We start from the raw sequence: 23,112 nt of genomic DNA, 5'->3' as shown, positions 1-23,112 counted from the left end.
GGATGTTTTTTCACTGGTAAAACGTAAGCGGGACAACCACCTTCGCGCTTCCGGACTCCACCTCACCAAACGGTATCCCACCGACATAGTCACTGACCGCATTATCGAATTCCTCATAGCCGGTCGAGGAATACGCGACGGCCGTACGGAGAACTTCACCACTCGAGGCAATCTCAAGTCTCAGGACAACGCGGCCTTCGAATCCGGGTTTCTTCTTCAAAAACTTATTGTAAACATGACGCAATCCCGGCTTTCGCTGGTCCATGATTTCCAGGACATCTTTGGCGGAACGGGAGCCGCGCACCTTGATATCATCGGCCCGCCACGGAATAAAGACTTTGCCGGATGGCGTGTCACTGCCGGCTTTCGACAAACCAGTTACTTCCCCAAGAATTCGGTCGATATCATTGTTGAATTTTTCCAAAAATTTCATCGCGTGCAAGGTCGCCTGTTCCATCTTCAAACTGGGCGCAACCAGCCTTCGAAAACTGCGGGGATTATCCATTTGAGGCGCCAAACCGGTCAACCGGTAAATTTCCCGATGGGCCATTTCCATCGAACGAAAGCGGAAAGCATCATCCGAGTCATCGACATCGACCCTGACATACCTGAACCCTATTTCCTTCAACGCAATTATCAAGGGGGTCAATTCATGGAACTTGTTCTGTCTAAAGAAACTGCCATCAATGTATAAAGAAATTCTGTCAACATCCCACCTGTCAGCATACCACTTGCGATAACGAATCAAGGTTCTGACAATAACATCAAATGCAGAAAGCGGAGCGATAGCGGCATCTCCCCGCCAAACCCTTCGCATAGAATTCGGGGAAAGTGTGGCAAGCGAATCCCCTTCGGCAGGCAATTTCAAGCCCCTCGGCGGAATCATGCCCAAGTCGCCCTCCCCCTCCATGCTGAGAAAATCACCCTTGCCATCAACATAGACGCTGTCCGGTGCTGCGACCATGGCCGAATACAAATAACGGGGGAACGGATAATGGACCGCCCAAAGGACACGCCCCGGATCCTCTTCGAAATCCTTCTCGATTGCCGCATAGCGGGCCGTATACGGATAATCGAGAACCCTATAATACACCTTCGGGTCAAATCCGCCACGAGCGCCGATAACAAGATGGTCGTCGTTTATGCCAAGGGAAAACATCAGATCCGGCTCCCAGCAGTGACCGTAGTCAAAGCAAAGCGACACCGCAAGGGCAAAGGCAAAAAGAATCCGGTCCGTCATTTTACTTCTCACAAAAATCTCGCATCGTTGCAGGGGAAAGAACAAGCGGCTATTCCTAATATATATTTTTTTATCTTGTATTATATCATGAATCTCGCCTTGCTCAGAATTTGCGCCATTATGTTGATTGCGAATGGATTGAAGAACATCGCAGGAACATTGCTGCAATCGTTCACCCTAGAAGCAGAAGAGCCGTTCTTTTCCAACTATGGACCACAAATTCTATTAAGTAGTATTTGCATTATTGCAGTGGCAATCGCGCTCGTAAAAAAGAGTCCGCGACTTTTAAAAATCTTTGCGGTTGTTGCAATAATCATGATTCCTATTGGCGCTATTTTTTATGCCGTTCACTTCTACAAATATCTTTTACCTTTAGGCATGGGATACCATCACCTCCTTGAAGCGCTCTCCGACATTTTCGTGAATCCGTCTCTAGTCGTCTATATTGCCGCATTTTTTATCACATCGTCAAAAAAAGAGACCATCGATACCGATCAAAAAATCAACATGGGCCTGCTCTGGTTCTGCACCGCATACTTTTTGGTCAATGCAGCAAATAACCTGCTCGAAACGATATTGAATTTTTCTCCCTCCACAGACATCATCTTCATGATTCTCATTCCCATCGCAGCGGGAACATTCGCCCTCGTCAAGAAGAACACGCTAGTCTTGAAAATCTATTCCATAATAGCGTTCGTCTATATTTCATGGAGCACCTGGGATTATGTCCGCGAAAACATGTTCGGCACATATTATGTATGGGGTGCAGTTCTCGGCATGATTTTTAGCTCGTTCAACGTGGTTTGCGCCGCGACATTCTTCGTAAATCTGGAAGAGACCAGGCTCTACGCCCAGAAACTGAAGGCCCTGTTTTTCAAGTGGAAAAAACTTACCTGATTTAAAGGGTATGCTCAGCCTTTATCGCCTTGAATTTCCTTGACAAGGGTGGCCGCGCAATCCATAAAGGCGTCAAAGAAGCGTTCGACATTGTCATGGTCACGGTCATTCCCGCGAATGCACATCGCAACCGTCAAGTCGTCGCCGAGCGTCGACACGGAAAGCAGCGTGTAGGGCTTGTACTTTATCGCGCCCGTAATGAATCCGTCGACAGGTTCGCGCCCCTGCAAGCCGAGCGCCCGGCTATCGAGACGGCCGATATTGCTCATGGAACAGGGCGGGTTGGAATAGACCTTGAATATAAGGAACTCGGCAACAGCCCGCGGGAAGACGTTGAAAATCGTAGCGACAAGCGGAAGCCCGTGAAGGCCCATGTAAGGGTCGCTTTTGAAGGAGGCTACCGACCGGCTGACAGACGACAACGTTTCCAACATCGTGCGTCCCTTTTGGGGCACGCTGCTCTGCATCCACGCCGTGTGATTGGTGACGCTTTCCTTTGCGGCACCTTCCAGGTGACGGCGCAAGTCTATTGCGCAGGATATGGAAGTTTTCTTGCTCTCGGGGAATTGCGCGATGTCGTACAGCGCCTGGAAATAACAGGCCAAGAGGAAATCGTTCACCGTCACTCCGGCCATCTTGCTAGCGGAGCAGACCTGCGCAAGCATGTCGGGCGAAAACCTGCGGCGTATAAGCTGGACGCGGTCATCGCCGGAATCCGGCGTGAAAGGGAAATAGCTGTCATCCTTCTGGTTGATATTCTTGAAAAGCCGCCTTGCGACCTTCCTTGCAGAAGAAGGAAGACACGCGTAGACGGCAGTGTAGGAGCGGTCACCCATGCGGAAACTCGGCATCGCGCCGGTTTTCCCGCTCGCGATGCAATCGTAGACATCGCAAAACCGGGGCAGAAAATACTTGAGGGACCCCGCATCCATACACATGTGGTTCACCACCATGCACAGCGTGGTCCGCGTACCATGATAGAAGACAGCGACCTTCATCTGCAAAGGTCCGGTAGGTTCTATGTAAGTCGTCAGGAAATTATCTTGTTCGCAATCAAGTTCTGCAGGGTCGATTTCCTTAAAGGCAACCACGTCTTCGATGCGGTAAGGCTCGACAATCCAGCGGGCATGAAAGAATCCGGGCCTGAACGACGCATGAAGAATAGGGACATCGCGAAAGGCAACGCCTAGCGTCTGCTTCAATATCGAAGGATCCAGTTTAAAATCGTAAGTGAGCGAAACATGGACAACACGGTCATTGATATCGCGGAACAAATAGTGCATATTGTCCCACAGCTCGGCGCGCAACGTATCTTTTTTCATTTAATTCTCGGTTTTTACCGGTTCCAGCCGGAATGCCCTTCGCCGTAATAGAGGGCGGCATCTTCGGGGCCAAAGTCGTCGGCTACGGAATCACGTGGCGAAAGCCACCCGCGCATCTTCTTGATGCGGGCCTTGCGTTCCTCTGCGCGACGCTCTTCAATGTGCTTTTCATCAAGTGAATCGGCCATACATTAAAAAGATAGTTTAATGCCAGCCAAAAAAGATTATTTTAAAAGCATGAGCGCAAAAATTCAGTACATCCTTTCTGCAGCAGTGTTCACTGCCGCGGCGGCAATTTCTTCCGCACCGGCAGGCTACGCACAGACGGCATCCGACACCGTCTCGTTCGTGAACTTCGAAAACCGCAGCGTCGGCGTGTACGGCAACGCTGAAGCCAAGGAAGACTTCAAGCGCAACGATTACGACAAAAGCTGGTGGTACGCCATGGACAAGAACAATGGCGAAAACTCCAAGATCGTGTACGACGGCGAAGAACACGGCAACGTACTGCAGCTCAAATACCCCAAGGGTTGCGTGGGCCCGAACGACAACGACACGCCCGCCTGCGCCGCGCAAATCATACAGCCGCTCGTGAAAACCGCCGACACCATGTGGAGCGCCTACGACATATTCTTCGAAGACGGATTCGAGTTCCAGCTGGGCGGCAAGCTCCCCGGCCTATGCGGCGGCAAGTGCTACACCGGCAACGCCATGCCCCCTACAGGTGACGGCTGGAGCGCACGCATCATGTGGCGCAAAGACGGCAACGCCGTGCAGCTCATCTACTTCATGGGGCAAGAGTCCGTATACGGCGACGATTTCAAGTGGGACTTGAACGGCACCATCCCGCAAAAACAGTTCACCACCGGTACCTGGCACCGCATTGTAAACAAAGTAAGCATGAACACCATTGCCTCTCCCGGCAACGGCGACAAGAACGGTCGCGTGCAGACTTGGTTTGACGGAGAACTCGCGCTGGATGTAGATACCCTCAGGCTCCGCGACTACGACACCGTGAAAGTCGACAAGTTCTACCTCTCCACATTCCACGGCGGAAGCAGCGCCGAATGGGCCCCCACCCACGACTGCTTTATCCGCTACGACAACTTCACCGTATCAACGGATTCCATCGCGGTAAAGGCGGGCGCACCGGACACAACCGCCCGCGACTCCAGCGGCACCGAACGCATCTGGATGCATCGGCAGGACCGCCTAAACGTGACACCCGCCAAGGCATACCGCGTTGACGGAAGCTTGATTGGCAGGAGAAAAGCGAATTACGAAGTGAAAGTGGGAAGATAGGTTACACGATTTTTGATTACTTCGCATAGCCGACGGGGTTGTTCAGCAAGGGCACCTGCGAGTCCGAAAGCTTGAGAAGTTTCTTGATGGCGGGAACATCCATCGTCATGCGCGGACGGGTCACCAGGCCCATGCCGGCACAGAACAAATTAATATTCTCGCTCACGATTCCTGCGTCGGTCCCCATCGTCACCTTCGCGCGGGCGTCGCTGCTGCCGAACTTGGTCTCGTCTGCAACGATGAGGATGCTGACCGGGGCCACCTTCGCCCAATCCTGACGGTCGGCCACGAGCCCCCTGTGGTCACCCTTCGCCACCTGCTTCAGGGCGTTTTCCTTGTTGAGGTATTCCGAGACGCCCTTGCTCGTGAACACGAACACGCGGATTTCCTGGAAGTTGCGAGCAGTCGGCGACGTGAGCTTGCCGTCGGCAGGGCGGTTCACGCCGATAGCCGCAAAAAGCAAATTCGAAAGATCCTGGTCACTGAGCATCTTGTCACTGAACTCCGTGCCAGAAGCCCTGTCCCAGAGCGCCTCCATCACAGGCTTGCCGCCAGTCTTTGCCGGAGCGGGGAGTTTTTGGAGCTGCGCCATGGCAAGCGTACTGCAGATGAGCATTGCCATAAGCGTGAGCGCGAAACGGTTTTTCATGGGGTACTCCTTGTGAGGGGTGGTAGAAAGAAAAGTAGAATAAATTTCACAAGGCAAGCCATCCCTAACGCAAAAAGTGTATATTAGAATCTAGCTGTCAAGGAGACACGCAATGACTCAAAAACTCTGGAACAAATGCAAAAAGTGCGGCTGCGACAAGCCCGAAGACACCGAAAAGCTCTGCGAGCAATGCAAGGCCAAACGGCGGCAATTCTGGAGCGACCTCAAGAAGGTCGGCGGCGTGGCCGCAGGCGCGCTGCTGGTGGTTATCGCTGGCGGGAAGTTGAGGAAGAAATAGACAAGGATTTTAACATTTATCCATTCTAAATAAGGTCAGTTAAATTTTCCCCTTCAATTCCATCTCGTTTTATTATTTTTCCAGCATGGACCAGACTCCCGACAACATTGAATTTGCCCCCGGCATGCGCGTCATCATCCGCGACGAAGAATGGATGGTGAAAAAGATCGAAATCAACAACCTTGGCAACAAGGCCTTGCATTGCGTTGGAGTCTCGCCCCTCGTGAAAGACAGGGAGTCTATCTTCCTGACAGACCTCGAATGGATTACCGTTGTCGACCCGGCAAAGATTACGCTTTGCACCGACGACTCCCTGCATTACAACCGCACCAAGCTTTATCTCGAAAGCCAGTGGCGGCAATTGATTCCGACAGACACGAACCTGCACATCGGGCATCGCGCGGCAATGGATATGATGCCTTACCAGCTTGACCCGACAAAGCTTTCGTTAAAACGTCCTCGCCAGCGCATCTTGATTGCCGATACGGTTGGTCTTGGTAAAACACTCGAAGCCGGAATCCTGATGAGCGAACTCATCAAGCGCGGCAAGGGTAAGCGTATTCTTGTTGTGACCGTCAAGAGTATGATGACGCAGTTCCAGAAAGAAATGTGGAACCGTTTCACCATTCCGCTGGTTCGCCTTGATTCCAATAGAATCCAGAGTATCCGAGCCAAGTTGCCGTCTAACTACAATCCGTTCTTCTATTACGACAAGACGATTATTTCCATCGACACGCTCAAACGCGACAGCGAATACCGCGTGCATCTTGAAAATGCCTACTGGGACATCATCGTAGTCGATGAAGCACAGAATGTTGCCGAACGCGGCGACAAGCAGGCTCTACGTTCCAAACTTGCCAAGTTGCTTGCAGACCGCAGCGACACCATGATCATGCTTTCGGCCACCCCGCACGATGGCCGCGCCAAGAGTTTCGCTTCGCTGATGAACATGCTAGACCCGACAGCGATTGCAAACCCCGAAAAATACACGCCCGAAGATATCAAGGGCCTGTGCATCCGCCGTTTCAAAAAAGACGTCAAGGATCAAGTCAGCGGAACATTCCTGGAACGTAAAATTGACCTTGTCCGTTGCAAGGCAAGCGTGAACGAAGAATATGCCTTCCAGGTCTTTACCGACATGCAGTTGGACATGGACCTGGAACACGAAAAAAAGCAAACGCCGGGTCAGCTTTTCAAGACAAGCCTCGAAAAGTCACTTTTCTCCAGCCCCGTCGCCTGTATCAAGAGTATTGATGCACGCCTTTCCAAGTTGCGCAAAAAATACGGCGAAAACGAAATCAACGACATCGCAAAACTTGAGCAACTCAAGGCAGCACTCGAAAACATTTCTCCCGAGCAGTTTACCCGCTACCAGCAACTCTTGGGTCTGCTCAACAGCTCCGAATACGGTTGGAGCAAGAACGCAGCCGATGACCGCGTGGTTATATTCACCGAACGCATCGAGACCATGAGATTCTTGGCCGAGCATTTGATAAAGGACCTTAAACTCCCCAAGAATGCTGTCCAAGAAATTTCGGGCGCCATGAGCGATGTGGAACAGCAAGAAATTGTCGAAAGTTTTGGCCGCATGGAATCGCCCATGCGAATCCTTGTCGCATCGGACGTGGCTTCCGAAGGCTTAAACTTGCATTACCTCAGCCACCGCCTGATTCACTTCGACATTCCGTGGTCATTGATGGTGTTCCAACAGCGCAATGGCCGTATCGACCGTTATGGCCAACAAAAGCGCCCCGACATCCGCTACATGTTCATCGAAAGCGACAACAAGCGAATCAAGGGAGACATGCGCATTATGGAAATCCTCATTCAAAAAGAGGACCAAGCACTCAAAAATATTGGCGATCCCGCGATGCTCATGGGTAAATTCTCTGTCGAAGACGAAGAACTGGTCGTATCGACAGCAATCGAAAAAGGCACGAGCGACACGGACTTCGCAAACGCACTTGACTCCGACGAAAAGGAATTCAACCCCTTCGAAATCTTGATGGCCGAAGCGGCGGCAGCCGAAAAAGAGACTTCACCGGAAGACGCTCCCAAGACAATCGATGACGAAACGCTTTTCAGCGATCTCGATTACCTAAAGTCGGCACTGGGCTATTTGAACAAGGACCAGAAATTGCCCGTTTCGGATCTCGCCACGGTATCTGGCCTAGACATCACCATGAACGATGAAATGGAGCGCCGCCTAAAAGCCCTCGTGCCCGAAGAAGCGATGCCCGCAGGCAAAATCCTCCGACTAAGCGATGACAGGGCATTCTGCATGGAAGAAATGCAGCGCAGCATGCAAAGCAACATGGATGAAACTGCATGGCCCAAGACTCAATACCTGTGGCCACTGCACCCCATTTTCAGTTGGGTCAACGACAAGGCCGGTCTTTTCTACGACCGCGACAAGGCCCCGCTAATTGCAATAACAGGCTCAATCCAGCCAAACGAAATGATTTTCGTAATGACAGGCAGTATGCCAAACCGAAAGTCAACCCCGCTTGTCGATGAAATGTTTGGCCTGGTCTATCGCGACGGAACATTTGTAGAAACGTTACCCATGTCAAAGATAATGCAGGCGATAGGCCTCAAAAAAGACCTCCCCAACATAGGTCGCATCGGTGAAGCAGAACTCGCTAAGGCGACAAGCTTGCTTGCAGACGCCGTGAGCCACGCCAAGGAATACCTCGAAACATTCTACAACGCCTACCAGCAAAAAATTAACCCTATGCTCGACGAAGAAGTCGATAAGCTTGCAGCCCTAGAAAAGAAGCACAAGGACTACCAGCTTTCTCTTTTCGAGACCGAACGCAAGAAAAGTGAAGCCGAACGCCGCGTAGACGCGCTCTTCGAAAACTTTACCAAATGGGTAAAGGACTCCATGACCATCGAAAACAACCCTTACATCCGCGTACTTTCCGTATTCATGGGGGTGTAACATGAATTTTGACCTGACCGGAATCAAGAACCAGAACGAATACTTCACCAACCACTACTTTTCAACAATCTTCGCCGAAAACGCCGGTGAAACCATTACCGCATGGAAAAACAAGGGCGACAGCTCCGAAACGATAAAGACACCTTGGTCCAGGTTCCGCGAAAATTCCCGCGCCTTTTACGCCGCAAGCGAACGCCTGAAACGTAACGGCGCTGGAACCACAAAGCTGGACTTGATTCAGGAACTAGCCGAAAGCTACCTGAAAGCGTTGGGTTACCCGGAACCAGCCCCCGAGAACATCGAGATTGAAGACAATGTTTTCGCCCCCGTCTATGTAGAAATCAAGAAACCCAGCGGAGCCCCGTTGCTCTGGGCGATTCTCGCCGTAAACAAGGACTCCGAAGAAGACATCCTTAACGGGAACGCATTCAGTTGCATTGAAGAAAGTTCCGCAGAACAACTTACACAGCTCACCAACCAGGACCTGGCCAACAAGATTCTCTACAACCTTGCAGAACCGCCCCGCTTTTTACTGTTCGTAAGCGGCACACAAATCGCCCTGATTGACAGAAACAAGTGGAACGAGAAGCGTTACCTGCAATTCGAACTGGATGAAATTTTTGCCCGTCGCGAAGAATCGACATTCCAGGCATTGAGCGTCTTGCTCCACAAAGAAAGCCTGTGCCCCGACGATGGCAAGGTTTTGCTCGACGCCCTTGATGAAAACAGCCAAAAAAACGCAAGCGGCGTCTCTCAGGACCTCAAGTATGCACTCCGCGAATGCATTGAGCTCCTGGGCAACGAAGTCCTTTACGACATGGCCCAAAACAAGGGCCGCGACCTGAACGCCGACCCGGTCGATGCGGGTCAGCTGACGCTCGAATGCCTGCGCTACATGTACCGCATGCTCTTTGTACTCTTTATCGAAAGCCGCCCCGAACTCGGTTACGCCCCCATCAAGAGCCAGAGCTACTACAGCGCCTATTCCCTCGAAAGCCTGCGCGACATTGCCGAACACGTCCGTGAAGACATCCAGAACGTAGGCGAAGGCACCTTCCTCTGCGAAACCCTTTCCAAGCTATACGACCTCATCTATTCCGGCTACCCCGAAAAAGAAGAAGACCTGCTAAAGTATTCCAAGGAACAGGGACTCCACGACATGTTCGTGGTCGCACCCCTCAAGGCGCACATTTTCGACCCCGATTACACCGCCATGGTGACCGCCGCCTCTATTCGCAATAGCGTCATGTTGCGCATTGTAGATTTAATGAGCGTGACACGCGAAACGGGCCACAAAAACGCACGCCGTGGCCGCATCAGTTACGCGAACCTAGGCATCAACCAGATGGGTGCCGTTTACGAAGCCCTGCTCAGCTACCGCGGCTTTATCGCCGAACAGGACCTTTACGAAGTCAAGCGCGCAGGCGACAGCTTCAACGAACTGGACGTAGGCTACTTTGTTCCCGAAAGCGATCTCTCGCAATACACCGAAGACGAACGAGTGCGTTACGAGCGCGACGACGACATGGGCCACAAGAAGGGCGAACTGCGCATGTACCGCAAGGGAACCTTCATTTACCGCCTGGCAGGCCGTGAACGCGAAAAGTCCGCCAGCTACTATACTCCCGAATGCCTGACCAAGTGCCTGGTAAAATACGCCCTCAAGGAACTCCTGAAAGACAAAAGCGCCGATGACATTTTGGGGCTTACGGTTTGCGAACCCGCCATGGGGAGCGCCGCGTTCTTGAACGAGGCTATCAACCAGCTTGCCGAAGCCTACCTGGACAAAAAGCAGAAGGAACTTGGCGATTCCATCAGTTACGAGACCCGTCCGCAGGAACTGCAGAAAGTCAAGATGTACATTGCCGACCGCAATGTGTATGGCATTGACCTGAACCCCGTCGCCGTAGAACTGGCCGAAGTCTCGCTGTGGCTCAACACCATCTATGCGGGTGGATATGTGCCCTGGTTCGGCACCCAGCTAATCAACGGAAACTCCCTGATTGGCGCACGCCGCCAGTGCTACCACAAGAACGCCCTCATTGCAACCCAGAAAAACGCCAAGTGGTTCGAAAACGCGCCCGAACGCGTGCCCCTTGGAGAAAAACGTGGAACAAAGACGCAAGTTTACCACTTTTTGCTGGGCGACCCGGGCATGTGCAGCTACGATGACAAGGTCATCAAGAAACTGGAACCCGAAAACATCAAGAAGATGGGCGATTGGAACAAGAAGTTCAACAGCCCCTATACCGAAGATGAAGTCCACACGATGCTGGACCTCTCTGCCGCCATTGACGAACTGTGGGACAACCAGGTAAAACTCCGCAAGACACTCGAAGAAGAGACCCGCGACAAGCTGAACATATACGGCCACGAAGATCAAGCCGAAGATTCTCACACAACAATCCGACTCAAGGATAAAATCTACAAGAAGCTCTACAAGTCAGAACATGCCCAGAATGCAGGACCCTATGCGCGACTAAAGTTTGCCATGGACTACTGGTGTGCTCTCTGGTTCTGGCCCATAGACAAGGCTGATATGCTACCGAGCAGGAGCGAGTTCCTGAACGAGATGAACCTGATTTTGGTCGGTGCGATTTCTACCGCGAAAGGCACCTGGGAAAAGGGACAATACTCGCTGTTCCCCACCGAAAAGGAACAACTCATTGAAAAGGTGCTGAACTTTATCCCAGGTCAGAGCGAAGTGAACCTGGACAACCTTTGCGCACTCTTCCCGAGATTGGCACTAGTACGCGACATTGCCGAACAGAACCGCTTTATGCACTGGGAACTGGAATTTGCCGACCTGTTTGCCGACAGGGGCGGTTTCGATTTGGTGATAGGAAACCCGCCGTGGGTGAAAATTACATGGAGTGAACAAGGCATTCTTTCTGACAAAAACCCTTTATTTGCTGTAAAAAATTTGACTGCACCAGAAGTGACGAAAGAAAGAGATGAAACATTGACGCATGCTGATGTATATGATGCTTATTTAGTGGAATATGCATCCGTTTCTGGTTTATTAGGTTTCTTAAATGCTTTCCAGAATTATCCAGATTTGAAAGATCAACAAACAAACTTATTTAAATGTTTTTTGCCACAGGCATGGATGTTTAATGAAAAGGGAACGAATGCATTTGTTCATCCTGAAGGCGTTTATGATGACCCGAAAGGTGGAGCATTACGAGAAAAATTGTATCCTCGATTGCGAAAACATTTCCAATTCCAAAATGAACTGATGCTTTTTGCTGATGTTGGAGATCGACGCACTTATAGTCTGAATATTTACGGTCCTGTTCAAAAAGTATCTTTTGATACAATGGCTAATTTATTCGCAGTTAGCACCATCGATCAGAGTTATACCGATGGAGGAAATACCGAACTCATGGGCATAAAAGACCATAATGATGAGTGGAACATTGTCGGACATCCAAACAGAATCATTCATGTGGAACAAAAAGATCTTCTTGTTTTCGCACAATTGTTTGATGGATGTGATAATTGGAAACAGGCAAAATTGCCTGTTATTCATGCAAAAGAATTAACCGAAGTTTTAGAACAATTTGCTCTATGTCCCAAAACTTATGAATCGTTAAAGAATAATATTTACGGGACAAGAATGTGGGATGAAACAGGTGCACAGAAGGATGGATTTATTGCAAAAAAAGAACATTTTCCTAATGACCTTATTAACGTAGTTTATTCTAGCCCCCACATTGCTGTCGCAAATCCTTTGTTTAAGACATCACGACGATCTTGCGTAAATAAAGCTGATTACGATAGCATAGATTTGACAAACGTTCCGGAAAATTACATGCAGCGATTCAAGTACCAGCCTGCATGTGAATTGAGTAAATATACTGCCGCTATACAAGAAACCCCTTGGGGAGCAAAATACAATGAAGTATACAGACTTGTAACTCGAAGTATGCTAAATCAAAGTGGCGATAGAACTCTTTTAGGAGCAATCATTCCTCCCAAAACATCGCACATATTGTCTCTGTCGGGAGTTTGTTTCAAAAATCCTCGAGATCTTGCAATTTCCGCGACAACATTTAGTTCTTTGCCGTTTGATTTTTATATAAAGGCAACAGGCAAAAGTTCTATGCTGTTTAGTGCCGTAGAAAAGATGCCTTATGTAGAAAATACAGATGATTCTGCAATAATTCGCGGTTTAATGTTGAATTGTCTGAATACCAATTATACTGACTTATGGAAACAATGCTGGAGGGATGATTTTGCTACTGAAAAATGGTCAAAGAGTGACCCTAGATTAAATAATGATAAATTTTCACAAGCATCTAAGGAATGGAATTTCAATTCCACTCTTAGAACGGATTATGAACGTCGTCAGGCTTTGGTCGAAATAGATGTTTTAGTTTCCATGGCCATGGGCATGAATTTAGACCAGTTAAAGACTATTTATCGAATTCAATTTCCTCTACTTCAGGAATATGAAGCAGACACTTGGTATGATGTAAACGGCCGCATTGTTTATACGGTAAATCGCAGTTTGACGAATACTGGTTTTAGCCGTACTGAATGGGAAAAAATCAAGAACGCCCCCGCCGGTGAAAAGTTCCACCGCACCATCACCGACGACACCATGCCCGGCGGCCCCGTAGAACGCACCATCGAATACGTCGCCCCCTTCGACCGCTGCAACCGCGAAACCGACTACGAAACCGCCTGGAACTACTTCACCCAAAAATACGGAACAAAATAATGACTCCAAATCGCCCCGAATTCAATGAATTTCAAAATATAGCACGAAGACCACATCCAAGGTACTACCTTAAAAGAAGTAATGATTTAATACATGTCATTTATACAAATGGCATAGTCCGTGCCTCCGTTTGTTTAGGAAGTCACAATGAACTGGAACCTTATCTAAGAAACGTCCAGCTCAGGAAAGGGTACTGGAGACCCATATCAAAGAATTTTATTTTCGAGAATTTATTTAGGCTGCAAAAGAAAATGATATCGCACGTTCACATTCTTGTAAAAGAAAACAACGGCAAATCATTTGGTTACGAAATCGGTTTCCAACAAGAACTCTCATCTTTTGAAGATTTTTTCGCTCGTAACGATAGACTCTTTTTTATAAGTCTACAACCGGGTAAACCAGAAAATCACAACAATATGGGCTACCATATTCACTTACTCGACAGGAAACAGAGACGAACAAACGTAATTACCATGTTCAATAAGCAATATGGGTTCACAAAACTTCTTGGTGAATACCACGCAGAAGGCCATAACAACGGCGAAAAAATAAATGTAGCTTCTTTAGGACGCAGTACAAAAAAACAAATTTTTAAAGACTGTTGTTTCCTAGGGAGAAACATAAAAATTGATGAATATAAAATTTGTGGAAAAAATGGATTTACTTTCTATCCATAATTATCTATGAGTCTCAACAGCGGCATAATTTCAATTAAACAACTTCTTGCCAAGAAGAATCTTTCCATTCCTCCTTACCAACGCCCATACAAATGGACAGAGGAAAACGTCAATCAACTGATTGACGATATTCTAGAAAATTGCAGCAAGAAGAAATCTGCATATCGATTAGGAACCATCGTTTTTCATGAGGACGGCGGTTTACTCAACATTGTTGACGGTCAACAAAGAACGATAACCGTAACTTTATTAGCATTAGCACTGCTTGATTTCATTGAGGGCAAAAGCGACTACATTGATTTTTTGCTTGCATCTGGCGAGACTTTAACACACAACTATAAACCCCAATCAGAATTCAAATTTCAAAGCGAGCTCTCTCAAAAGAATATTGCCGATAACTACCGTTTAATCAATCAAAGAATTGCAGAGTTCGACAAAGAGGCGATCAAGTTTTTCTTCTACAAATGCCAATTTGTATTTGTTCAGTTAACAGAAATCACGGAAGCATTCCAATTCTTCGATTCACAAAACAGCCGTGGAGAGGACCTAAAACCACATGACTTGCTAAAGGCTTTCCATTTGAGGGAAATGAGCAAAGGGTTTAGTGAAGACGAAAGGAAAGCCGTTGTCAAAGAATGGGAAGGAATCGATGACAACGAACTTGAAGAACTCTTTGCACAATATCTGTTCCGAATAAAGAATTGGGGACGAAATTATTCCGCAGCTTCTTTTCAGAAAAAGGATGCAAACATATTCAAAGGCGTAAGTCCAGACGTTCACGAAGACTACCCCTATACCGAGTCTCTAAGAATTGCAAATTTCTATACCGATGAATATAATGCATCCTGCTATCGTAAAATCAATCGAAAGATTGCGGAATATCCATTTCAAATAGACCAACCTGTGGTCAATGGGAAAAGATTTTTCGAAATGATTTCCCATTATGAAGATTTGAAAAATCAAATTTTCTCAAAATATAATGACAATATCCCTCTTAGGGATAGCAGCCCGTTTGGAGAAAAAGTCATAAAAAATATTTTTGCATATGAAGGGGCGGACAGAAAAGGCGACAAATATATTCGGAACATGTTCTATACCGCCTTATTGTATTATGTGGACCGATTCGGCTTTTTTGAATTCGACAAGGCAATAAGCGTTATTTTCTTGTGGGCATATCGCCTACGATTAATACTCCACGAAATCAAGCCTGTCGCTATAGACAATTATGGCATGGGTTCTGGCCATAGTGTTGTGCCGCTTTTCAGAAAAATTCGAGAAGCGGTATCGCCATACGAAATTTTAAATATGCGTCAAGGCATTATAATTTCAGCAAACATAAAAGAAAAATCCAAACCGACAAAAGTGGATACTATTATCAATTTATTTAAGGAGCGCAAGTGTTATGAATGATCATGTTGAAGAGCTCTCCTTGAATAAGATTTTTTGCGAAAACAGCGATAAATACATCATTCCCATTTACCAGCGAAAATACGCCTGGAAATATACGCATATAAGCCAATTAATCAGGGATGTCGTTGACTATAAGAAGAAAAGTCCGGACAAAAACTATTATATCGGAACGCTAATTACATTCCAAAGAGATGATTATCTTTTTGAGGTAATTGATGGACAACAGCGACTGACAACCTTATCTCTACTATTAGATGCATTGAAACATGATAAAAAAGTTTCTTTTACTTTCAATGACATCCTAGATTTCGATAGTAGAAAGGATTCTTCCGACGCATTACGAATGCTGTATTCAAAGCCTTTAGACAATAAAGAAGATTACGCAACCGAAATATGCGAAGGCTACGACAATGCGATAAAAGCGTTGGGATTGATTCTTTCCGACGAAGAATTATCTTTTGAAGAATTTAAGGATTACTTGTTGCAAAAAGTCATCATCTTCCGCGTACAGGTTCCAGAAGATACCGACTTAAATCATTATTTTGAAATAATGAACAATCGTGGTGAGCAACTTGAAAAGCATGAAATCCTCAAGAGTTACTTCATCAAGTGTCTAGAAACGGACAAAGACGCCCAATATGCATTTAGCGAAATCTGGGAAAAATGCTCTAATTTGGATCGTTACATTCAGATGCTTTTTACAACAAATTCCAAGGAGTCTGAAAAAGATATTCGCTCTAAAATTTTCGGATTTAACAACGATGATGAAAATAAATGGAATTTTCTTCAGCCTTTAGAAGCTGTATATGAAGCACTAAAAGCGCCAAACTCAGATGGATCGCCTAAAGCCGGCCTGAATATAAATCAAATCATCGGAAAGAAGCAAATAGAATTAAGCCCAATAGAAGAAGAAGGCAACATAGATGATACAAATAGACGTTTTAATTCTTTAATAACATTCCCGAACTTTTTATTAATTGTTCTCCGTATAAAGACCGGAGATTCTTCAATTCCTTTGGACGATAAACAACTTATTGATTCTTTCGAAAAATATGTCAAAGACGCCAGTGTTGAATTCGTCAAGGATTTTGGATACTGTTTATTAAGGTGCAAGTTCCTTTTCGACAAGTTTATAATCAAAAGAGAAGGCGACGCATGGTCGTTGAGCAAGTTGTATTTCCCCAGCAAACGTGTCAACTATAAGGATACGACATTTGCTCCTGAAGGAAACGGCCCAGAAATAAGTCGAATAACACAGTTACTCTCGGTTTTCCACGTGTCCGTTCCATCTCAGGGTTACAAGTACTGGATCTACGCCGCACTAAAATTTTTCTACGAAAAAGATGAAAAGGCGTTAACAGCAACGGAATACTTGAATTTCTTGGAAAATCTTGCCAAGGCCTATTTCTTTGATAGATATGTAGCAACGAATTCAGAGTCTTTTGAACAGATTATAGATCAGAACAATAGTGTTTCAATAAACAGCGACTTAAATTGGAAGAAACTAGACAAAGGTGTCGATGTTGACAACTTTGTGTTCAACTATATGGACTATCTATTGTGGACTGATTGCAAATATGTACACAAGTATATTGGAGAAGGAAAAGAAATCAAGACATCGAGTGCCAGCCTAATAAACGCATATCAATTTGGTTACCACAGTTCCGTCGAACATTACTATCCGCGCCATCCAATTGACGACCCCGACCACACCGTATCGAATGTGGACAATTTTGGAAATCTTTGTCTAATCAGCGGTGGGGACAACTCCCGCTTAAGTAATCACCTTCCCAAAGCAAAGAAAGACTTCTACAGCAAGCCAAAAGATGGCCAAAAAGCCTCCATCGATAGCATTAAACAGCGACTTATGATGGATTATGAGGAATGGAACGAAGATTCCATTAATAAACACGGCGCGCTGATGAAGAAAATCCTTGCTGACAGGACATTGATCGGAGACTAGATTGTAATTTACAATTTTACATTTATTTGAGTTAGTTTAATTTATATTAAAACATATCTAGTCAAAAAAAGGAAAAACATGACTTTAACTGATTTAGAAAATTTATTTTCCCAATGTAGATGCATTGCCTTGTCGGGTCAAAATCCTGATTTCAAGGCGTTTAAACGAACCTCTGACAACGTCATTATTGCAGCAATCCGCATAAGCACAAATTCTATATGCTTGCTTGCTAACGTAATAAACGGGCAACGAATATACGATTTCAATAATCCCGATAATGACCAAGCAATAACATTTTGTATAAAAGCCCTAGCCGTTTCAGAAACGCACGCTAGAAATTATGCAAAGTCTTTAGCAGGACAAGAAGCATTTGCTGGGATAGAAGAGATTTCTATTCGTTTGGAACAAGACGCAAATAAAATCTGGATTCTCGTTGCCGTTGTTGATGCCCCGAATCCCCTTTGTCCAGAGGGGCCTCACTTTCATCAGGAAGTCGTTATCCCTACTAATTGGGAAAGATTGCCTGACGACACTGACAAAGTGCATAAATTCTGGAATGCTTCGCTAGATTTTTTCTGTCATCAGTTAAGCAACCGAAATAATTCAACATTAAAAATATAAATAAGTGCCAAATCTTTTTTAAAGAAAAAAGAGCTACCGAATCATCCGGTAGCTTTTACTATGGCCCAAACTTGATTTAACCTTTTCTTATAGGTTCGGCACACAATTATATTCAATTTACTTTTATATTCTTGATGTTATTTTATAGCATCCTGTGGGAATTTTGTCAATTTCACTAGAAGGAGCATGCACTTCAAGAATTTCAAATTTATAACCAAAATCGCTTACACCCAATTCAAATTCAACAAATTGCTTATTTGTATTTGGATCTATTTTTTTTTGCTTGAATTTATTTTCTAGTTCTGGCGTAATATCAACGTTCAATTGTCCCCAATATTCGCGAACATCGTTTAAATTGTTTATGTACAATGCTCTAGTTTCCTTTTCATCCCGATAGCCTTCTGGTAGAAGGTAGGCAAGAAAACGCGAATATTGATTCACCATAAAGCCTTTCATGTAACCAAAACTTTTGGCGCAGTCATTTAAGGCAGAAAAGACATTCAAAATATTAACGTCATAGTTCATTTTACGACACATGTCATTTTCACACGTTAAACGAATCTTCAAACGGGTTCCATCACCACGACCAAATTTTTGATAAAATGCGATTTCTTCGGCATCGCTGATTTGTGAATCCGTAAGTGACAAATAGAAGTATTTGTTTGCAAGGTGAATTCTATATGATTTGTCATTAGTAAGGGAATCAATTTGTTCTAGTTCACTATCATTAAATCGATATATAATGGGATGAAATCGAATTTTCTTTTCAGTGAGAATGTTTATGGCTGCGTCCGTACTAGTGTAATGGTAAAAAACACCTTCTTTAATAGGGGTGTAAAGATTATCTATAATAGCCCGCTCTACTTCACCTTCGAGATCTACAACTAGACCTCCCATTACCCTAAAATTATTAATGTTGAAGCTAAGAGGCCTTTTCTGATCGTCTTGAACTCCATAATTATACAAAGTCTGCGCAAAGGCGTTGAGTTCTTCTGGAGTGATTTTATATGGATTGTATGGATTCATTGGAGACATCCTTTTTTCTAGGTGAATTTTTGTCGCAGATACGACTGAAACTACAATTATAAATTACTTTGTAATATATTCTAACAGCGTTTAATACCCAAGTCTTTTTTCCTACCTTTTTTATTACGTTCTCGGTGTACTAGTTTGGCCGAGCAAAACCTAGAACACTTTTTCGCATTTTTGTTAAAAATGAACGGAAAGGCTTGACAGAGCTTTTATTTTAGTATATATTTGTGCAGTATAAACCGCAGTTTCACGCTTGTCTGCGGAAAGGAATTATATGCTTGTACCCCTGTTTGCCCTAAGTCGGCCCCATTCTCTATATCACCTAAAAATGCTGTTTTGGAGGTTTTTATGCCCGTTGGGGTTGTCTTTTTGTTGTCAAAATTGTATATTATTACACATAATGTGTAAATAGGAGGCGTATGGAAGCGCAAAACGACGAAATCGTAGCCTTTTCCACACCTCCGAAGGACCCTGTCGAAATATGGTTGCAACTGCTGGATTACTGCAAAAGGAAGCGTGCACGGATTCAGTTATACGCCAAGGCCCCAACCGAAGAGGTGAGCTACCGACTGAATATTATCAATCCCCGCGAGGATATTTGTCGATGGCTTTTACAGATCAAGGAAATTCCCGAATGTCTCAAACCCAAACCCCTACGCAGACCTGAAGTCGGCGTTGTCGGAACTCCGGTATACGCCTACAGCATTCCCTACGATGATCAACACTACTACCTAGCTTTATGCGAAAAGATCAACCAAAAGGATGAAAAGATTATCACGATAATGTTCATTAAATCATTAAAGATGGATAACCGTTTCCCGACACTATAGAGGTTCTTATGACTACAAAATGCCCTGTTTGCGATTCTGAAAATATCGAGATTAAAAAGGACTACAGAAAACTGTCAGTCCCTTTCGCGGAATCTGTTCTGCAAGAAATCTCCGTATGCCATTGCAAGGACTGCCTGTCGGACATTCTGCTGGATTCCGAACCGAAGAAAATCGTACAAAGCAGGATGCTTGAGCGAGCAAAGGAAAGCGTCCCCGCCCTGCTGAAAAAGGTGAATGAAAGTGGCTATTCCGACAGCCGCCTAGAACGTGCCTTGAACTTGGCACCGCATACCATCAACCGCTGGAAGCAAGGAGTCCAGCTGTCAGCAGCTGCTATCGCGCTGTCCCGCTTTATGTCCATTTTGCCAGAACTGACCCTTGCTGCGGAGGCAGGCTTTAATGAAGCATATGCCCGCAAGGCCATTGTCAAAAAGACGTTGGATAAGATTGCTGCAATGAGTTCTGCAGCAAAGTCTTTCTATGTGAATACGGATTCTTTCTCCGCATTCGGAGTTGTTGCAATGAATAATGTTGAAAATACTGAAAATTCTGGATTGGCCAATTTCGCCCAACCGGCTTTGTTGGAGGTATAAAATGAAGGTTAAATCTTTTGTTCTCTGCGAACAGGTTCGTCAAGAAAACACGGGAAAGTTCATGCTGATTGGCGTGTTCGGCACAGACGCCATTGTCAATAACTTGCCTGCAGAAACCCGCTGGATTAACCCCGTTTTCCTCAGCATTTTTTCTACCCTTGAGGTCGATCGCGAAACAGACGCCGGTTTATACATTGTCAAAGATGAAGTTGACAATGGCAAATCCCTTGTTCCAGAGATGACTCTTGAGATAAAGAAAGACGGCGCCACACACTTCCCGCTACCTCTAAATGTGGGACTGTTACTCAAAGGACCGTCAAACGTCTGTTTGAACATTTATAAAAAGGACACCATGGAATTGGTGGCTGAACTAGGGCGATTCGCCATTGTCGATGGCGCAAAATAGGTCAAATTTTGATACATTTTGTATAATTTTCGATAATTTTTATGCAACTTTTTGATTTTTTTAGAAAATTTTTATACATTTTGTATACTTTTATTCTATTTCTAAAAAATTATGAATCCGTTTATCCAAATCAAGTCTCTTTCTCTCACGAATTTTAAGAATGTGAGTTTTGGTTCTGTCGATTTCAAGAACAATATTCTTGGTATTTACGGCCAAAACGGTTCTGGAAAAACTGCACTTGTGGATGCTCTAGAAATATTCCAGATGGTTGCAAACGGCGAAGCTCTTCCTGCATCTACCGAAAATTTTATAAAAAGTGATTCTGACTTTGCTGAATGTGCCTTGTCTTTTGACTTTTTTAATGAAGATGGATTGGCAGAAAGTATTGTGGAATATGTTTTCAGATTTCAGCGTTGCCCGCAAGGCGTTGAAATTGTTTATGAACAGATTCTTGAAAAGAAAGTCGGCAAACGAAAGTTTTCTCAAATTATCTGCTTCGACAAATCTCAGGAGAATTCATGGATAACCCCTTCTGAAGATTGGAAATTTGCTTTCGCTTCCAAAGAATCGACAATTAAGTTTGAAGTGCTCAAAGAAATGGCCTCTAGAGAGCATCGTTCCTTACTATTTTCAAAGGATTTTAGAGAATTCGTAAAAAAAGCCGAAAACAGTCCTGTTGCAAAACTTAGTGCTATTGATAAAATTCGTTTATTTGCCCAGGTTTTCTTATTTGTAATCAAAAGTTGCGGAAGAAGTCCTTTCAATATCAATTTTGCACTGCCTTTCAACTTTAGGCATGAAGAAGATAAAAACGTTTCTTTCGGATCACTTCCTATTAATCTTCAAAACCCATCAATCTTTCCCAAAGATCTCTTCGCGCTTATAGAAAAATCTTTTGAAGAAATGAACATTGTCCTTAAAGAAATCATTCCTGGACTCAATGTTATTGTCAAAAATGAAGGTCCCCAACAGACTCAAGATGGAAAAGAAGGAGTCCGTTTTGAACTTCTTTCTAAAAAGAGCAATGCAGCAGAAATTCCCTTGCGTTACGAATCCGAAGGTGTAAAGAAAATTATCTCTATTCTAAGCATTCTTATTTCTGTCTATAACGACCCTACGACTTTCCTTGCTGTTGACGAATTGGATGCTGGCGTCTTTGAATTTTTGTTGGGTGAGATTTTAGACATTATTGATGAAAAAGCTAAAGGTCGTTTGTTATTCACCTCCCATAACTTGCGCCCTCTTGAAATGATCAAGAAGGAATCATTGATGTACACGACAACTAATGCGGCAAACAGATATATTCGCCTTTCGGGAATTCAAGCAAACAATAATCCCCGTAGTGTATATTTACGTAGTATTAGTTTAGGTGGACAGAAAGAGGAAATCTACCAAAAGACCAATCGTTTTAAGATTGATAGTGCTTTCAGACATGCGGGGAAAATTAACAATGCCCAAAGCTAAAAAAGTCATTCTTTTTATTGTTGAAGGCATTACTGACAGAACCGCATTAGGCGGCGTTCTTACGAATTTATTGGACAGCGATGTTGTTCACTTGGAGATAACAAGAGGAGATATCACTACAAAAGATGATGTGAATGCAGGCAATGTCGTTGCGCGCATAAATTCCGTAGTAAAAGAAGCGATGAAAAAATATGCATTTCGCTCTACGGACTTGCAATACATCGTTCATCTTATTGATACGGATGGCGCGTTTATCCCCGATTCTGCAATTCAAAAAAATCCTGAAGCAACACATATTGAATATACTTTAGATACAATCCAGACAGCTAACGTTAATGCGATACAAGAACGAAATAAGAAGAAAACAGGTCTTGTAGGTATTCTGCGTGGAAAAAGCGAAATCAATAAAAAGCCATACAAGGTCTTTTATTTTTCAAGAAACATGGAACACGTTTTTCACGATGAAATTCGCGAACTGTCAAGTGAACAAAAAATGGAAATGGCGGAAAATTTCGATGACGCCTATGCCGATAAACCGCAGGATTTCTTAAACTTTATCCGTTCTAGCGGATTTGCTGTAGATGGAGATTACAATGAAACTTGGAATTTTATAACGCAAGGGATACATTCGCTTGAACGATGGTCAAATTTTCATATATATTTTGAAGAAATTGTAAGAGAAAACGAATCTAGCAATGAGACCGGAGAAATTCCACATAATTGACACGCAAACTCCAT

19 protein-coding genes are annotated in these 23,112 nt (G+C 44.9%); 14 read left to right on the top strand and 5 right to left on the bottom strand.

Annotated elements, in window-relative coordinates:
• Positions 1-10: 10 nt before the first annotated feature.
• Positions 11-1,285, bottom strand: coding sequence for an AgmX/PglI C-terminal domain-containing protein (locus B2952_RS05505; protein ID WP_290734079.1), 1,275 nt, complete (start codon positions 1,283-1,285; stop codon positions 11-13).
• 333 nt (positions 1,286-1,618) lie between these two features.
• Between B2952_RS05505 and B2952_RS05500 the strand changes: the two genes are divergently transcribed.
• Positions 1,619-2,137 carry a hypothetical protein gene (locus tag B2952_RS05500; protein WP_290734078.1) on the top strand — a complete coding sequence of 173 codons (519 nt, stop codon included), beginning with the start codon at positions 1,619-1,621 and terminating at the stop codon, positions 2,135-2,137.
• Between the two features lie 14 nt (positions 2,138-2,151).
• Here the strand turns inward: B2952_RS05500 and B2952_RS05495 are convergent, their stop codons facing one another.
• Both B2952_RS05495 and B2952_RS05490 read right to left on the bottom strand, forming a co-directional pair.
• The gene (locus B2952_RS05495; protein ID WP_290734076.1) at positions 2,152-3,459 is read right to left on the bottom strand and encodes a hypothetical protein; all 1,308 of its coding nucleotides are present in this window, start codon (positions 3,457-3,459) and stop codon (positions 2,152-2,154) included.
• Between the two features lie 14 nt (positions 3,460-3,473).
• Positions 3,474-3,647, bottom strand: coding sequence for a hypothetical protein (locus tag B2952_RS05490; RefSeq protein ID WP_290734074.1), 174 nt, complete (start codon positions 3,645-3,647; stop codon positions 3,474-3,476).
• Positions 3,648-3,696: 49 nt separating this feature from the next.
• Here B2952_RS05490 and B2952_RS05485 point away from each other — a divergent pair, with 49 nt between their 5' ends.
• The gene (locus tag B2952_RS05485; protein ID WP_290734072.1) at positions 3,697-4,761 is read left to right on the top strand and encodes a polysaccharide lyase; all 1,065 of its coding nucleotides are present in this window, start codon (positions 3,697-3,699) and stop codon (positions 4,759-4,761) included.
• A gap of 16 nt (positions 4,762-4,777) precedes the next feature.
• Here B2952_RS05485 and B2952_RS05480 read toward each other — a convergent pair whose 3' ends face one another.
• Positions 4,778-5,410, bottom strand: coding sequence for a nitroreductase family protein (locus B2952_RS05480; RefSeq protein ID WP_290734070.1), 633 nt, complete (start codon positions 5,408-5,410; stop codon positions 4,778-4,780).
• Positions 5,411-5,522: 112 nt separating this feature from the next.
• On the opposite strand from B2952_RS05480, the gene B2952_RS05475 reads away from it, so the two are divergent.
• The 7 genes from B2952_RS05475 (at position 5,523) to B2952_RS05445 (ending at position 18,049) form a co-directional block, all read left to right on the top strand.
• Positions 5,523-5,708, top strand: coding sequence for a hypothetical protein (locus B2952_RS05475; protein WP_290734068.1), 186 nt, complete (start codon positions 5,523-5,525; stop codon positions 5,706-5,708).
• Positions 5,709-5,793: 85 nt separating this feature from the next.
• Positions 5,794-8,652 (top strand): DEAD/DEAH box helicase, encoded by a 2,859-nt coding sequence (locus B2952_RS05470; RefSeq protein WP_290734066.1) that lies wholly within the window; start codon positions 5,794-5,796, stop codon positions 8,650-8,652.
• A 1-nt stretch (position 8,653) separates the two neighbouring features.
• Entirely contained in the window at positions 8,654-13,378 is a 4,725-nt protein-coding gene (locus tag B2952_RS05465; RefSeq protein ID WP_290734064.1) for an Eco57I restriction-modification methylase domain-containing protein, read from the top strand.
• Positions 13,378-14,055 (top strand): hypothetical protein, encoded by a 678-nt coding sequence (locus B2952_RS05460; protein ID WP_290734062.1) that lies wholly within the window; start codon positions 13,378-13,380, stop codon positions 14,053-14,055. Before B2952_RS05465 ends, B2952_RS05460 begins: the two co-directional genes overlap by 1 nt.
• Positions 14,056-14,061: 6 nt before the next feature.
• Positions 14,062-15,465, top strand: coding sequence for a DUF262 domain-containing protein (locus B2952_RS05455; RefSeq protein ID WP_290734060.1), 1,404 nt, complete (start codon positions 14,062-14,064; stop codon positions 15,463-15,465).
• On the top strand, positions 15,458-17,428 hold the full coding sequence (locus B2952_RS05450) for a DUF262 domain-containing protein (RefSeq protein WP_290734058.1): 1,971 nt from the start codon (positions 15,458-15,460) through the stop codon (positions 17,426-17,428). Before B2952_RS05455 ends, B2952_RS05450 begins: the two co-directional genes overlap by 8 nt.
• Positions 17,429-17,506: 78 nt before the next feature.
• A complete protein-coding gene (locus tag B2952_RS05445; protein ID WP_290734056.1) occupies positions 17,507-18,049 on the top strand; it encodes a hypothetical protein in 543 nt (180 codons plus the stop codon).
• A gap of 123 nt (positions 18,050-18,172) precedes the next feature.
• Here the strand turns inward: B2952_RS05445 and B2952_RS05440 are convergent, their stop codons facing one another.
• The gene (locus B2952_RS05440) at positions 18,173-19,075 is read right to left on the bottom strand and encodes a hypothetical protein (protein ID WP_290734054.1); all 903 of its coding nucleotides are present in this window, start codon (positions 19,073-19,075) and stop codon (positions 18,173-18,175) included.
• Positions 19,076-19,500: 425 nt separating this feature from the next.
• Here B2952_RS05440 and B2952_RS05435 point away from each other — a divergent pair, with 425 nt between their 5' ends.
• From B2952_RS05435 to B2952_RS05415, 5 genes are all read left to right on the top strand, one after another.
• A complete protein-coding gene (locus tag B2952_RS05435) occupies positions 19,501-19,911 on the top strand; it encodes a hypothetical protein (RefSeq protein WP_290734052.1) in 411 nt (136 codons plus the stop codon).
• 8 nt (positions 19,912-19,919) lie between these two features.
• On the top strand, positions 19,920-20,504 hold the full coding sequence (locus tag B2952_RS05430; RefSeq protein ID WP_290734051.1) for a hypothetical protein: 585 nt from the start codon (positions 19,920-19,922) through the stop codon (positions 20,502-20,504).
• Position 20,505: 1 nt separating this feature from the next.
• Entirely contained in the window at positions 20,506-20,910 is a 405-nt protein-coding gene (locus B2952_RS05425) for a hypothetical protein (RefSeq protein ID WP_290734049.1), read from the top strand.
• A gap of 111 nt (positions 20,911-21,021) precedes the next feature.
• Positions 21,022-22,374, top strand: coding sequence for an AAA family ATPase (locus tag B2952_RS05420; protein ID WP_290734047.1), 1,353 nt, complete (start codon positions 21,022-21,024; stop codon positions 22,372-22,374).
• Complete coding sequence (locus B2952_RS05415; RefSeq protein ID WP_290734045.1) at positions 22,361-23,098, top strand: hypothetical protein; 738 nt, start codon at positions 22,361-22,363, stop codon at positions 23,096-23,098. Before B2952_RS05420 ends, B2952_RS05415 begins: the two co-directional genes overlap by 14 nt.
• Positions 23,099-23,112: the final 14 nt, after the last annotated feature.

This window comes from Fibrobacter sp. UBA7003, from assembly GCA_002449765.1.
Classification (GTDB): domain Bacteria; phylum Fibrobacterota; class Fibrobacteria; order Fibrobacterales; family Fibrobacteraceae; genus Fibrobacter.
Note: the sequence above shows the minus strand (reverse complement) of the source record. Positions and strands in the feature narration are given on the sequence as shown.

What these genes read in the sequence shown, in the direction of transcription:
- B2952_RS05500 (WP_290734078.1), top strand. Translation starts at nt 1,619, where the DNA reads ATGGGATACCATCACCTCCTTGAAGCGCTCTCCGACATTTTCGTGAAT.
- B2952_RS05495 (WP_290734076.1), bottom strand. Translation starts at nt 3,459, where the DNA reads ATGAAAAAAGATACGTTGCGCGCCGAGCTGTGGGACAATATGCACTAT.
- B2952_RS05490 (WP_290734074.1), bottom strand. Translation starts at nt 3,647, where the DNA reads ATGGCCGATTCACTTGATGAAAAGCACATTGAAGAGCGTCGCGCAGAG.
- B2952_RS05485 (WP_290734072.1), top strand. Translation starts at nt 3,697, where the DNA reads ATGAGCGCAAAAATTCAGTACATCCTTTCTGCAGCAGTGTTCACTGCC.
- B2952_RS05480 (WP_290734070.1), bottom strand. Translation starts at nt 5,410, where the DNA reads ATGAAAAACCGTTTCGCGCTCACGCTTATGGCAATGCTCATCTGCAGT.
- B2952_RS05475 (WP_290734068.1), top strand. Translation starts at nt 5,523, where the DNA reads ATGACTCAAAAACTCTGGAACAAATGCAAAAAGTGCGGCTGCGACAAG.
- B2952_RS05470 (WP_290734066.1), top strand. Translation starts at nt 5,794, where the DNA reads ATGGACCAGACTCCCGACAACATTGAATTTGCCCCCGGCATGCGCGTC.
- B2952_RS05465 (WP_290734064.1), top strand. Translation starts at nt 8,654, where the DNA reads ATGAATTTTGACCTGACCGGAATCAAGAACCAGAACGAATACTTCACC.
- B2952_RS05460 (WP_290734062.1), top strand. Translation starts at nt 13,378, where the DNA reads ATGACTCCAAATCGCCCCGAATTCAATGAATTTCAAAATATAGCACGA.
- B2952_RS05455 (WP_290734060.1), top strand. Translation starts at nt 14,062, where the DNA reads ATGAGTCTCAACAGCGGCATAATTTCAATTAAACAACTTCTTGCCAAG.
- B2952_RS05450 (WP_290734058.1), top strand. Translation starts at nt 15,458, where the DNA reads ATGAATGATCATGTTGAAGAGCTCTCCTTGAATAAGATTTTTTGCGAA.
- B2952_RS05445 (WP_290734056.1), top strand. Translation starts at nt 17,507, where the DNA reads ATGACTTTAACTGATTTAGAAAATTTATTTTCCCAATGTAGATGCATT.
- B2952_RS05440 (WP_290734054.1), bottom strand. Translation starts at nt 19,075, where the DNA reads ATGAATCCATACAATCCATATAAAATCACTCCAGAAGAACTCAACGCC.
- B2952_RS05435 (WP_290734052.1), top strand. Translation starts at nt 19,501, where the DNA reads ATGGAAGCGCAAAACGACGAAATCGTAGCCTTTTCCACACCTCCGAAG.
- B2952_RS05430 (WP_290734051.1), top strand. Translation starts at nt 19,920, where the DNA reads ATGACTACAAAATGCCCTGTTTGCGATTCTGAAAATATCGAGATTAAA.
- B2952_RS05425 (WP_290734049.1), top strand. Translation starts at nt 20,506, where the DNA reads ATGAAGGTTAAATCTTTTGTTCTCTGCGAACAGGTTCGTCAAGAAAAC.
- B2952_RS05420 (WP_290734047.1), top strand. Translation starts at nt 21,022, where the DNA reads ATGAATCCGTTTATCCAAATCAAGTCTCTTTCTCTCACGAATTTTAAG.
- B2952_RS05415 (WP_290734045.1), top strand. Translation starts at nt 22,361, where the DNA reads ATGCCCAAAGCTAAAAAAGTCATTCTTTTTATTGTTGAAGGCATTACT.